The 12,964-nt window shown below is 71.2% G+C and carries 8 protein-coding genes; 2 read left to right on the forward strand and 6 right to left on the reverse strand.

Annotation, left to right across the window (positions count from 1 at the left end):
- Window positions 1–61: 61 nt before the first annotated feature.
- Together ACFVS6_RS10280 and ACFVS6_RS10285 are read right to left on the reverse strand one after the other, a co-directional pair.
- The gene (locus ACFVS6_RS10280; protein ID WP_389702418.1) at window positions 62–2,554 is read right to left on the reverse strand and encodes a Tex family protein; all 2,493 of its coding nucleotides are present in this window, start codon (window positions 2,552–2,554) and stop codon (window positions 62–64) included.
- Window positions 2,555–2,632: 78 nt separating this feature from the next.
- Window positions 2,633–3,496, reverse strand: coding sequence for a hypothetical protein (locus ACFVS6_RS10285; RefSeq protein ID WP_389702420.1), 864 nt, complete (start codon window positions 3,494–3,496; stop codon window positions 2,633–2,635).
- Between the two features lie 404 nt (window positions 3,497–3,900).
- On the opposite strand from ACFVS6_RS10285, the gene ACFVS6_RS10290 reads away from it, so the two are divergent.
- Window positions 3,901–5,439, forward strand: coding sequence for a M1 family metallopeptidase (locus ACFVS6_RS10290; protein ID WP_389702422.1), 1,539 nt, complete (start codon window positions 3,901–3,903; stop codon window positions 5,437–5,439).
- 36 nt (window positions 5,440–5,475) lie between these two features.
- Here ACFVS6_RS10290 and ACFVS6_RS10295 read toward each other — a convergent pair whose 3' ends face one another.
- Window positions 5,476–6,372: an oxygenase MpaB family protein gene (locus ACFVS6_RS10295; protein WP_389702423.1), complete on the reverse strand. Its 897-nt coding sequence runs from the start codon at window positions 6,370–6,372 to the stop codon at window positions 5,476–5,478.
- A 140-nt stretch (window positions 6,373–6,512) separates the two neighbouring features.
- Between ACFVS6_RS10295 and sph the strand changes: the two genes are divergently transcribed.
- Window positions 6,513–7,502: a sphingomyelin phosphodiesterase gene (gene sph / locus ACFVS6_RS10300; protein ID WP_389702425.1), complete on the forward strand. Its 990-nt coding sequence runs from the start codon at window positions 6,513–6,515 to the stop codon at window positions 7,500–7,502.
- A gap of 227 nt (window positions 7,503–7,729) precedes the next feature.
- Here the strand turns inward: sph and ACFVS6_RS10305 are convergent, their stop codons facing one another.
- Genes ACFVS6_RS10305 through aspT (ACFVS6_RS10315) form a run of 3 tightly spaced genes read right to left on the reverse strand, consistent with a single transcriptional unit; the run spans window position 7,730 to window position 12,853 of the window.
- Entirely contained in the window at window positions 7,730–9,385 is a 1,656-nt protein-coding gene (locus ACFVS6_RS10305; RefSeq protein ID WP_389702426.1) for a bifunctional aspartate transaminase/aspartate 4-decarboxylase, read from the reverse strand.
- 56 nt (window positions 9,386–9,441) lie between these two features.
- On the reverse strand, window positions 9,442–11,145 hold the full coding sequence (gene aspT, locus ACFVS6_RS10310; protein WP_389702428.1) for an aspartate-alanine antiporter: 1,704 nt from the start codon (window positions 11,143–11,145) through the stop codon (window positions 9,442–9,444).
- A gap of 28 nt (window positions 11,146–11,173) precedes the next feature.
- Complete coding sequence (gene aspT / locus ACFVS6_RS10315) at window positions 11,174–12,853, reverse strand: aspartate-alanine antiporter (RefSeq protein WP_389702429.1); 1,680 nt, start codon at window positions 12,851–12,853, stop codon at window positions 11,174–11,176.
- Between the last annotated feature and the right edge of the window lie 111 nt (window positions 12,854–12,964).

Below are 12,964 nucleotides of genomic sequence, written 5' to 3' on the forward strand. Positions count from 1 at the left end.
GCCGGGCCGCGGCGGCGTCGGGGCCGCTCGCGGCACCGGTCGGGGCCGCGAGCGACGCCCGTCAGCTCCGGTTGCCGCGCCCGTCGGGGCCGGTGAGACCGGCCTTGCGCAGGGCGTCGGCCATGGCGCTGTTGGCGGGTGCCGGGGCGTTGCCGCGCCGGTTCCCCTGCCCCCCGCCGGACCCGCCTCCCTGCCGCTGTCCCGCTCCCGGTCCGCCGCGCTGCCCCTGGCCGCCCTGGCCCTGGCCGCCCCGACGGTCCTGCCCGGCGCCGCCCCGGCCGGCGTTGCCCTGGTCGGCCGCGCCGCGCTGTTGCGGGGGTCGGCCGCCGCCCCGACGTTCCTCGCGCTGCCTCGGCGCACCGGCGCCGCGCTCGGCACCGGCCTCGTCCTCCAGGCGCAGGGTCAGGGAGATCCGCTTGCGCGGGATGTCCACGTCCATGACCTTGACGCGGACGATGTCGCCCGGCTTGACCACGTCCCGCGGGTCCTTCACGAAGGTCTTCGAGAGGGCCGAGACGTGTGCCAGGCCGTCCTGGTGGACGCCGATGTCGATGAAGGCGCCGAAGGCGGCCACGTTCGTGACGACGCCCTCCAGGATCATGCCGGGGGCCAGGTCGCCGATCTTCTCGACGCCTTCCTTGAAGGTGGCCGTCTTGAAGGCCGGGCGCGGGTCCCGGCCCGGCTTCTCCAGCTCGCGCAGGATGTCGCCGACCGTCGGCAGGCCGAAGGCCTCGGTCACGAACTCCTCGGGCCGCAGGGAGCGCAGGACGGCGGTGTTGCCGATCAGCGCGGCCACGTCACCGCCGGCGGTTTTGCCCATCGCCCGGACCACCGGGTACGTCTCGGGGTGCACGGCCGAGGCGTCGAGCGGGTCGTCCCCGTCGCGGATCCGCAGGAAGCCGGCGCACTGCTCGTACGCCTTCGGGCCGAGGCGGGCCACGTCCTTGAGGCCCTTGCGGCTGCGGAAGGGGCCGTTGGCGTCACGGTGGGCGACGATGTTCTCGGCGAGGGTGCCGCTGATGCCCGACACCCTGGAGAGCAGCGGCGTGGAGGCGGTGTTGACGTCCACGCCGACGCCGTTCACGCAGTCCTCGACGACCGCGTCGAGGGAGCGGGAGAGCTTCACCTCGGACAGGTCGTGCTGGTACTGGCCGACGCCGATCGACTTCGGGTCGATCTTGACGAGCTCGGCCAGCGGGTCCTGGAGCCGACGGGCGATGGAGACGGCGCCGCGCAACGACACGTCCATGCCGGGGAGTTCCTGCGAGGCGAAGGCCGAGGCCGAGTACACGGAGGCGCCCGCCTCCGAAACCATCACCTTGGTCAGGCCCAGCTCGGGGTGGCGGGTGATGAGGTCCCCGGCGAGCTTGTCGGTCTCGCGGGAGGCCGTGCCGTTGCCGATGGCGACGAGCTCGACCGCGTGCTCCTTCGCCAGGCGGGCCAGCTTGGCCAGGGACTCGTCCCACCGGTTGGCGGGCACGTGCGGGTGGATCACGTCCGTCGCGACGACCTTGCCGGTCGCGTCGACGACGGCCACCTTGACGCCCGTGCGGAAGCCCGGGTCGAGGCCGAGCGTGGAACGGGTGCCGGCGGGGGCGGCGAGCAGCAGGTCGCGCAGGTTCGCCGCGAAGACGCGTACGGCCTCGTCCTCGGCGGCGGCGCGCAGCCGGGACCGCAGGTCGATGCCGAGGTGCACCTGCACCTTGGTGCGCCAGGCCCAGCGGACGGTGTCGGCCAGCCACTTGTCGCCGGGGCGACCGCGATCCGCGACGCCGAAGCGGCGGGAGATCATCCCCTCGTACGTGGAGGGCCCGGGCGCCTCGGACGGCTCCTCCGGCTCCAGGTCCAGGGCGAGGACGTCCTCCTTCTCGCCGCGGAGCATGGCGAGCACGCGGTGCGAGGGGAGGGCGGTGAACGGCTCGGCGAAGTCGAAGTAGTCGGCGAACTTGGCACCGGCCTCCTCCTTGCCCTCGCGGACCTTCGAGGCGAGCCGGCCGCGGCCCCACATGCGTTCGCGGAGTTCGCCGATCAGGTCGGCGTCCTCGGCGAACTTCTCGGTGAGGATGGCGCGGGCGCCCTCCAGCGCGGCGGCCGGATCGGCGACGCCCTTGTCCGCGTCGACGAACGCGGCCGCGGCGGCGGCGGGTTCGGCCGAGGGGTCGGCCAGCAGGCTCTCGGCGAGCGGCTCCAGGCCGGCCTCGCGGGCGATCTGGGCCTTGGTGCGGCGCTTGGGCTTGAACGGGAGGTAGATGTCCTCCAGTCGGGCCTTGGTGTCGGCCGCGTTGATCCGGGCCTCCAGGGCTTCGTCGAGCTTGCCCTGTTCCCGTACGGATTCGAGGATGGCCGCGCGCCGGTCCTCCAGCTCGCGCAGGTACCGCAGCCGCTCCTCCAGGGTGCGCAGCTGGGCGTCGTCGAGCTCCTCGGTCGCCTCCTTGCGGTAGCGCGCGATGAACGGGACGGTGGAACCGCCGTCGAGCAGCTCGACGGCGGCCTTGACCTGCCGTTCCCGTACGCCGAGCTCCTCGGCGATCCTGCCTTCGATGGACATCGTCACTGTGCGGTCCCGCCTGCCTTCGTTTGCGTGGAAGGCTGCCAATTGTGGCAGGTGACCGCGGCGGACGGCGGGAACCCCTCAGGCCTTGCCGAAGAGGTCGCGGGGGAATGCCCCGGCCACGACGGCCTGCTGGACGAATCCGCCGCCCAGTTCGGCGAGTCGGGCGAGGCCCTGCGCACCGAGGTGTTCGTACGGGGCCGCGTCGAGCCGGTCGGTCTCGGTCTCCAGGCGTTCGCGGACGGCCCGGCCCTCGTCGGTGAGCTCGCCGTCGGGCTCCAGGATGCCGCGGGCGCGCAGCCGGGCCGCGGCCGCGTCGAGGTCCTCCTGCTGCCAGCCGCGGATGCTCTTGACCCACTTCGGGGTCATGCCGCGGCCGGTGGCGGTGTGGCTGACCAGGGCTTCCAGCGGGTCGAGGCCGGTGAGGAGGAGGGCGGCGAGGTGGCCGTCGCCGCGGTGCTCGCGCAGCAGGGTGGTGGCGTGCCACAGGCGCAGGTGGGGCGTCGCCGGCACGGGAAGGTCGGCGTGGGCGGCGTAGAGGGCGCGGGCGTGCCGGGTGCAGCCCTCGGTGGCGCGCATGGCCAGGTCGGCCGCCTCGGCCAGTTCGGGCGAGTCGATGACGGCGGGTCCCAGGAGGCGGCGCATGGTGGTGTCGGCGGCGCGCAGCCGGGCGGCCAGGACCTGCTCGGGCGCGGCGACGTCCCACACGGCGGGGAGGTGCGCGGCGACCGTGTCGTGTCGGTAGTTGTAGAAGGTGGCGGTCACCGCGCCGGGGCCGACGGCGCCCATGGCGGCCGATCGGGTGGCCAGGTTGACGGCGACGCGGTGGGTCACGCCGAGGGAGGCGAGCTCGGTGGTGAGGTCCGGCGAGAAGTAGATCGTGGAGTGCAGGGGGTTGATGGCGGTGTGCCAGCAGCGTCGGGCGGCGCGCGGAGGAAGCGTCATGCGCCGCAGGTTACCGACTGCTCAGTATGTCGGGTACCCCGAGGTGCCGCGGTCCGGGCGGAGCCGCTCGAAGCCCGGCCCGGCCGGCGCCGCGCCCGCCCCTTTCCGGCCTTTCTCGTACGGGTGGCGCGGGGCGGGCCGAGCGGTGCGCGCGGGGCGCCTGCCGGCCGCGTACGGGGCTCCGCGCCCGCTGCGCCGCGGCCCGCCCGGCCCGTGAGGGCGTCCGCGCCGGCGACCACCGGGCCGCGCTCACCGACCGGGGCGTCCGCTCAGCGGGGTGTGACGGCCGAATGGCGATCGTGTGACAGCAGGGGCCATGGACATGACGTGGCGCGGCACGGGTGAATACGGTCGACCGACGAGACCTTGAACCGATCTGTCTCCCCTACCACTTGGAGCTCTTCGTGCACCGCAAAGTCATCGCCCCGAGCGTCCTGGCCGCCTCCCTCCTGCTGGTGATCCCGGCGTCGGCGGCCAGTGCCGGTCCGGGCGCCCCGGGTATCGGCGATCCCTACTACCCGGCCAGCGGGAACGGCGGATACGACGTCTCCCACTACGACCTGCGCCTGCAGTACCAGCCGAAGACGGACCTGCTGGAGGGCACCGCCACCCTGCTGACGACCGCCAAGCAGGACCTGTCCCGGTTCAACCTCGACTTCGGCCTCAAGGTGAGCGAGGTCCGGGTCAACGGGGTGAAGGCGAAGTTCGCCGCGACCGGCACCCAGGAGCTGGAGGTGACCCCCGCCCAGCCGCTCCTGAAGGGCAAGCAGTCCTCGGTCGTCGTCAAGTACGCGGGCAAGCCGTCGGAGTTCAAGGTCGACGGCTGGACGGCCTGGCAGCGCACCCCGGACGGCGGCGTGGCGGCGCAGGAGCCGGACTCGGCGATCTGGTGGTTCCCGAGCAACGACCACCCGCTGGACAAGGCCACCTTCGACGTCTCCGTCAACGTCCCGGACGGCACCCAGGCGATCAGCAACGGCGTGCTCCAGTCGCAGAGCTCGAAGCTCGGCTGGACCCGATTCAACTGGCGCTCCAACAAGCCGCAGGCCACGTACCTGGCCACCCTGGCCATCGGCAAGTTCGACATCACCACGGACAAGACGGCGAGCGGCCTGCCGATCCTCAACGCCTACAGCAAGGACCTCGGCGACAACGCGGGCGCGGCGCGCGCCAGCGTGGAGCGGACCGGTGAGGTCGCGGAGTGGCTGGAGGGGATCTTCGGCCCGTATCCGTTCAACGCGCTGGGCGGCTACGTCCCCAACGTGAACGCGGGTTACGCGCTGGAGACCCAGACCCGGCCGTTCTACGGACCCCGCCAGTTCCAGAACGGGGCGAACGTCTCCGTGGTCGTTCACGAGATCGCCCACCAGTGGTACGGCGACAGCGTCTCCGTCGACAACTGGAAGGACATCTGGGTCAACGAGGGCTTCGCCCGTTACAGCCAGTGGCTGTGGTCGGAGAAGGAGGGCGAGGGCACCGCGCAGGAGCTCGCCGACTGGACGTACGCCTCCCGTTCCGCCGAGGACCCGTTCTGGCAGGTCAAGCCGGGTGACCCGGGTCCGGAGAACCAGTTCCACGGCGCCGTGTACGACCGGGGCGCCATCGCGCTCCAGGCGCTGCGGAACGAGATCGGCGACGAGAAGTTCTTCCGGATCCTCAAGGGCTGGCCGACCGAGCGGGCCCACGGCAACGCCAAGGTCGGCGACTTCGTCCGCTACGCGGAGAAGGTCTCCAACAAGCCCCTGGCTCAGCTGTTCGAGACCTGGCTGTACACCCCGGGCAAGCCGGCCTTCGCCCCGCCGGCCGCCAAGGCCGGGGCGCGCTCCCTCCAGGCCCCGGCCAAGCCGACCGTGGAGCCGAAGTCCTGGAAGAAGATCGCGGCGACGAACACGGTCCACGACCACGGCCAGGACCACGGTCACGAGAACGGCCGCGGTCACTGATCACGACCACCCCCCGCCCGTGCGCGCCGGTGCCCCTCAGGGGGTGCCGGCGCGCCACCGGGCCCGTGCGGCGCGGGCGATCGGCAGGTAGCGCAGGCGCTCGGGCAGCAGTGGTACGAGGATCCGCACGGCCGTGCTGAACCGCCGGAGCCTGCGCTCCTGGGCGGGGGTCCACCGCAGGCCGATGGCCTCCCGCGCCTCGGGCGGCATGTAGCCGACGCTGACGAAGGCCCGCAGGTGCAGGAACGCCTTGCGCAGCAGCGGCCACGTGAGCCGCAGCAGCAGCCCGACCGTCGCCGACCCGACCTCGGGCCTGGGCAGGGCCACGTCGGTGGCGACCAGCTCCCGCGCCACCGCGGTCGGCTCGATCTCCTCCGCCAGCATCCGCCGGTAGTAGACCCAGTACTCCTCGATGCTCTGCGGCATGTCCCGGTCGTGGATGCCGAGGATCCGCCCGACCTGGAGCCACTCCCGGTACAGCTGCCGCTCCTGAGCGGGGGTGAAGCGGCGCAGCAGGTAGCGCCCCGCGTGGAGGTAGACCGGGAAGCCGGTGGCGTGCACCCAGGAGTAGCAGGCCGGGTCGAGCGAGTGGTAGCGGCGGCCCCGGGTGTCGGTCCCCTGGATCTCCTTGTGGAGACGCCGTACCCGGCGGCCCTCCTCGGCGGCTCCGGCGCCCCCGTACACCCACAGCTGGACGGAGCGCAGCGAGCGCTCCCCGCGCCCCCAGGGGTCGGTGCGGAAGACGGAGTACGCGTCGACCCCGGCCCCGATGGCGGGGTGGGCGACCTGCATGGTGAAGGCGGCGGGCAGCATCAGCAGGGCGCGGACGTCCCCGGCGATGGTCCACAGCACCCCGCCGGGGGCGGGGGGCTCGGGGTCGGGGCGGCGGCCGGCCGGGGGTGCGGCGGGGGGTGCGTGGTGCGGCGTCTCCATGACACAAGTATGCGAGCCCCGAACGGTCGCGCTCCGGACAGAAAGTCGATGCACGGGTGTTACCCAGAGGTAACTGGTGCTGCTTGTATGACGGCGTCGATCTTCCCCGCACCTCCCCCGCAGGAATGATGGAGACCTTCATGCTGCACACCTCGCCCCGCTCGCGTCGCGCCGCCGCCACGGCCGTCGCGGCGGTCGCCGTCGGCGCCCTGACCGTCACCACCGCGCCGGCCGCCACCGCCGCGGAGGGCGCCGCGGCCCCGCGGCTCAGCGTCCTGTCGTACAACGTGTTCCTGATGAGCAAGAACCTGTACCCGAACTGGGGTCAGGACCACCGGGCCGCGGAGATCCCCAAGGCGTCCTTCTACCAGGGTCACGACGTGGTCGTCCTCCAGGAGGCCTTCGACAACTCCGCGTCGGACGCGCTGAAGGCCAACTCGGCCTCCAAGTACCCCTACCAGACCCCCGTCGTCGGCCGCAGCAAGAGCGGCTGGGACGCCACCGGCGGCGCGTACTCGGCGACGACGCCCGAGGACGGCGGCGTCACGGTGCTGAGCAAGTGGCCGATCGTCCGCAAGGAGCAGGTGGTCTACAAGGACGCCTGCGGCGCCGACTGGTGGTCCAACAAGGGCTTCGCCTACGTCGTGCTGAACGTGAACGGCGCGAAGGTGCACGTGGTCGGCACGCACGCCCAGTCCACCGACCCGGGTTGCGGCGCGGGCGAGGCGGCGCAGATGCGCAGCCGCCAGTTCAAGGCGATCGACGCCTTCCTCGACGCGAAGAACATCCCGGCGGCCGAACAGGTCATCGTCGCGGGCGACATGAACGTCGACTCGCGCACCCCGGAGTACGCCTCCATGTTGGCGGACGCCGACCTGGCGGGCGCGGACACCCGCACCGGGCACACGTACTCCTTCGACACGGCGCTCAACTCGATCGCGAAGTACCGCTACCCGACGGACCCGCGCGAGGACCTGGACTACGTCCTGTACCGCAAGGGCAACGCCCGCCCGGCGGGCTGGGAGAACAACGTCGTCAAGGAACAGTCGACGCCGTGGACGGTCTCCAGCTGGGGCACGTCCTACACCTACGACAACCTGTCGGACCACTACCCGGTGATCGGCCGCTAAGGCCTGATCGGGCAGGGCCGGAACCCCCTCGGACCGGCAGCCTCGTCGGCGTCTTCGCACGCCGCGCAGCAGAAGTCGGGGGAGGCGGTGTCACGCACGCTCCCGTCCCGGACGGATCGCGGGCCGCCGGGTACGGACCCCGAGCTTCCCGCGCCGACGGCCGACCGTCCTCCCGTCCGTCACCTCCGGCGTACGGGTGCCCGCCCCGGGGCGGGCACCCGCGGTGGTCAGCCGGCGGCCTTGGAACGCTGCCATTCCTCGGCGTAGTCGTTGAAGATCGCCCTCAGGTGGTGGCCGATCTTCAGGTAGTCGAGGTCGTCGAGGTTGGCCAGGGACACCCGGACCGACCATTGGGGGCCGTCGAAGCCGCCACCGTTGAGGAGGACGACGGAGGTCTGTTCGGCGAGCCGGAACAGCGGGTCGACCGGTTCGTAGTTCCTCTCCAGGAAGTCGGCGAAGTCCTTGCCGTGGACCCGTTCGGCCTCGGCGAGCAGGTCCAGCTCGATGTAGTAGCCGGCCCGCTTGTCGTCCTCGCTGATCTTCATCTGGGCGCCCTCCAGGAGGAGGTCCAGGCGCCGGTGGACGATCTGCCGGATGCGGGCCTTGTAGGCCTGGCCCTCGTCGAGCATGTCGAAGAGGGAGAAGAGCACCATCATCGTCTGCTGCGGCAACGACAGGCCGGCGGTGTGGTTGAGCGCGACGGACCGGGAGTCGGCGACCAACCGGTCGATGAAGCGGATGGAGCCGGGGTCCAGGGTCAGCGTCCCGTACCGCTTGGCGAGGCGGTCCTTCTGCTCCTGGGGGAACGCCGCGATCATCTCGTCGATGACGTTGTCGTCGTGCAGGCCGATGACTCCGAGCCGCCAGCCCGTGCAGCCGTAGTGCTTGGAGTACGAGTACACGAGCAGGGTGTTGCGCGGGAGTTCGGCGGCGAGGGAGCGGAAGCCGGGCACGAAGGTGCCGTAGACGTCGTCGGTGACGATCAGCAGGTTGGGGTTGGGGCCGGCCACGATCTCCTTGATCTGGTCGGCGACCCGGTCGCTGAGCGCCAGGGACGGCGGGTTGCTCGGGTTCACGAGGCAGACGAGCTTGACGGCCGGGTCGGCGAGCTTGGCGACCTCCTCCTCCGGGTAGCGCCACTGGCGCACCCCGGTCTCGGCGAACAGGCTCGCGGAGACGTTGACCACCTCGAACTCGAAGGTGTCGAGTTCGGGGATCTCGATGTACGGGGTGAACACCGGGGTCAGCAGGGCGATCTTGTCGCCCTTGTGGAGGATCCCGTTCTTCATCAGGGAGTCGAAGATGTAGCACATGGCGGCCGTGCCGCCCTCGGTGGCGAAGAGCGAGAGGGTGTCGTGCGGGGGCCGCTCGTCGAACATCTCGTCGGAGACGTAGCCGCGGACGACGTGCTCGGCGTGGGTCAGCATCCGGTCCGGGACGGGGTAGTTGTCGCCGGTGATCGCGTCGGTCAGCTCGTGGATGAAGGCGTCCTTGTCGAACGGCCAGCGCGTCAGGGCGTACTGGACGCAGGCGGACAGCATCTCGACGCCCGGGAGTTCGGGGTGGCGGCGCACCCAGGACTCGAAGCGACCGCCGATGCCCTTCTTCTCCGGCATCCCGCCGAGGTTGTCGGCGGTCCAGACGCGACGGGACTCGTCGAGGGCGAAGTAGCCGAGCGCGTAGAACGCCTCGCGCGGTCCGGTGGCGATCCAGTTGGGGTTGCCGCGGCCCGCGTTGAGCATGGCGCGGGCGGTGGTCTCCTTCTGGCCCGGCTTGCCCTCCTGGGCCGCCGTGGCGAGCTGGATGAACTTGTCCTTGAGCTCGAAGGGGCTGAGCTGGGCGAAGGACTGGATCTCCTCGCGGCTGAAGCTGGTCTCCGGCACGGTGGTTCCTTACGTAGACGGTGCGGGTCGGACGGTGCGCGGCGATCGGTGCGGGGTCAGTGGTGGAGGAGGACGATGACGGCACCCCAGATGGTCAGCAGCACGTTGCTGATGGCGTAGGGGATCGTGTAGCCGAGCACCGGCACCTGGGACTTGGACTGTTCGACGACGGCGCCGATCGCCGCGGTGGTGGTCTGGCCGCCCGCGAGGACGCCCATCAGGATCGGGAAGCGGATCTTCTGGATGTGGTGGCCCACGAGGAACCCGACGATCAGCGGGATCAGGGTGGCGACGGCCCCGAAGAGCAGCAGGCCCCAGCCGGCCAGGGCCAGTCCGCTGGTGAAGCTCGGCCCGGCGTTGATGCCGACGACCGCGACGAAGAGGCAGAGCCCGAAGGTGTCCATGAACCACTGGGCGCCGGGCGGGACGTTCCCGTAGGTCGGGTACTTGCCCCGGATCCAGCCGAACACCAGGCCCATGATCAGTGCGCCGCCCGAGGTGGACAGGGAGATCGGCACGCCGCCGGCGGTGAGGGCGGGGATGCCCAGGCAGCCGCCGAGGAAGATGCCGAGGCCCACCCAGATCATGTCGGTGGCGAAGCTCGTCGGCACCGGCTTGCCGAGTGCCGCGCCGGCCGGGTCCACGAGCCGCTTCGGCCCCGACAGGATCACCGTGTCACCGCGCTCGACGGGGGTGCTGAGCCGGTAGGGGAACTCGGCGCCCGCCCGGTACAGCTTGTCGATGTACACGCCGACCATGAACGGTTCGGCGCGGAGTTCGGCGATGGTCCGGCCCAACTGGGCCTTCTCGGAGACCACCACGTGCAGGGTCTCGGTCTGGTAGCCCAGCAGCTCGACGTCGTCGGTCTCGGGGCCGACGTGGCTGCGCGCGTCGAACGCCACCAGGGAGTCGCGCAGGGCGGAGACCGCCACCACGTCGCCCTCGCGCAGGGCGGTCTGCTGGGTGTGGTCGATGATCGCGCCGTCGCGGCGGATCCGGGTGATGTAGATGCGGCGGCCGAGCGCCTTCTGCTGCTGTTCGAAGTCCTCGATGGTGCGGCCCACCAGGTCCGGCATGACCATGGTGTAGGCGCGCAGGACGACCTCGTAGTACCCCTCGTGCAGGTCCGGGTCGTCGGCGGGCGCGTCCATCTCGACCGCGAGCCTGGCGCTTTCGGCGGCCAGGTCCCGACGGTAGATCCGGGGCAGGATCGAGGCCAGCAGGATCGCGCAGAGGATGGTGCCGAGCGGATAGGTGACCGCGTAGCCCACGGCGACGAGGTTCTCCTGCTCCTTGATCTGGTCGGCGGACAGGCCCGGCAGGTTGCCGATTGCGTCCTGGGCGACACCGATGACGGCCGACTGGGTCAGCGCCCCGCCCAGCAGGCCCGCGCTGAGGCCCGGCCCGTAGCCGAGGAAGGAGGCGAACCCCCAGCAGACCAGCAGGCCGGTCACGCAGACGATGACGGCGTTGATGACCTGTGGCAGGCCGTCCTTCTTCAGCCCCCGGAAGAACTGGGGTCCGACCTTGTAGCCGAGGGCGAAGAGGAACATCGTGAAGAAGAGGTTCTTCACGGTCCCGTCGATGGTGATCTTGAATTGCGCTCCGAAGACCAGGCCCACGATCAGGCAGCCCGTCACGGCGCCGAGGGCGATCGCCTTGTAGCGGAGCTTGCCGGCGAGGAACCCGACGGCCACCGTGAGGAAGACCAGCAGCTCGGGGTGGGGCTGGAAGATGTTCCGGTTCAGGAAGTCGATCATGTGGGTGCCATCCGGTGGTGTACGGGGCTCAGGCGCCGAGGATCCCGACGAGGATCGGACCGGTCAGGGGCAGCAGGAAGTTGGACAGGGCGTAGGTGATCGTGTAGCCGAGCATCGGTACGGAGCTCTGCGCCACCTGGGTGACGGAGGTGATGGCCGGGGTGGAGCACTGCTGGCCGGCGATCGCTCCGATCAGCAGGGGTGGTTCGATCTTCAGGAGCTTGCGGCCGATGACGAGCGAGAGCGTGGCCGGTACGAGGACCATGGCGATCCCGGCGAAGGGCAGCAGCGCCCCGTACTCCTTGAGCAGCGGCCAGGCCTGCGGGCCGGAGGTGAGGCCGGTGCAGGCGATGAACACCGCGAGGCCCATGTCCTTGATGGTGGTCGCGGCCTGGGGAGGGAACGCGCCGAAGGTCTGGCGGCGGGAGCGGAACCAGCCGAAGAGCAGTCCGGAGACCAGGCAGCCGCCGCCGGTGCCCAGCGAGAGCGGGACGCCTCCGAAGCGGACGACGACCTGGCCGAGGAGGGAGCCGGCGGCGATGCCGAGCCCGAGGTAGACGAAGTCGGTGGAGTCGTTCTTCGCGACGGTGCCGATCTTCGCGACGATCTTGTTCAGGCCGGAGCGGGCGCCGACGAGGGTGACGACGTCGCCGCGTTCGATGACGGTCTCGGGGGTGGCCGGCAGGTTCTGGTCGCCGCGGAGCACGTCGGTGACGTACACGCCGCTGCGGGTGAACTCCGGGTGCTCGTGGACGATCCGGTCGATGGTCTTGCCGGAGACGGATCGGTCGGTCACCGCGATCTGACTGGTGACGAGCGGGGTGTCCACGCCCGGGATGCCGGGGGTCTCCGGGCCGATGGCGCGGCCCGCCTCGATGGTGTTCGAGCGGCGGCCGACGATCAGGACCAGGTCGGAGAGGGTGAGCGCGAGGTCCGGTGCGGGGGTCAGCGCCCTGGAGCCGCGTTTGACGGCCTCCACCGTGACCCGGCCGCCGAAGCCGGCCTCCAGGTCGCCGACCGTACGCCCGTCGGCGGTCGTGACCAGGTAGGTCCGTCCGACCAGGCCGGGCAGCGCCTCCCGTTCGTCGCTCTCCAGGGCCGCCCCGCCCCCGCGCATCCGCTCCCACAGCTCGCGGGAGGCGTCGCGCAGGTTGACGCGCAGCAGCATCGGCATGATCTGACTGGTGTAGATCACGATGGTGACCAGGCCGAAGAGGTAGCAGACCGTGTAGGCGGTGGCCACGTGGCCCTGGTAGGTGGTGATCTGCTCCGCGGTCAGGTCGGGCAGTTTGGCGATGGCCTCGGTGGCGGTGCCGACGACGGCCGATTCGGTGGCGGCGCCGGCCAGGATGCCGGAGGCGGTGCCGACGTCCAGGTCGAAGGCCTTCGCCAGCAGGTAGGCGAGGCCGAGCACGCAGACCAGCTCGATGAGGCAGAGCGCGAAGAAGCGCATGCTCTTGCGGTTGAGGTTCGCGAAGAACTGCGGGCCCGCCAGGTAGCCGAGGGCGAAGATGAACAACGCGAAGAAGATCGTCTTGACGTCGGCGGAGATCTCGATGTGGGCCCAGGCGCCCAGCAGCAGCGAGACGATCAGCGTGCCGCAGATGCCGCCGAGCGTGATCGGGCCGACCCGCAGCTTGCCCACGAGGTAGCCGGCGGCCAGGCAGAGGAACAGGGCCAGTTCGGGATGGTCACGCAGCACTCCCACGGACCGTCACCCCGTCCCGGCGGGCGGGCCCGGAGGCCCGGGGGAACGTGTCGACATTTCCCCACCCTCACCCGGTGGGCGCGGCCCCGCCCACCGGGTGGGCCGTCCGGG

This window comes from Streptomyces sp. NPDC057939 (genome assembly GCF_042887545.1).
In the GTDB taxonomy this organism is placed as follows: Bacteria; Actinomycetota; Actinomycetes; order Streptomycetales; family Streptomycetaceae; genus Streptomyces.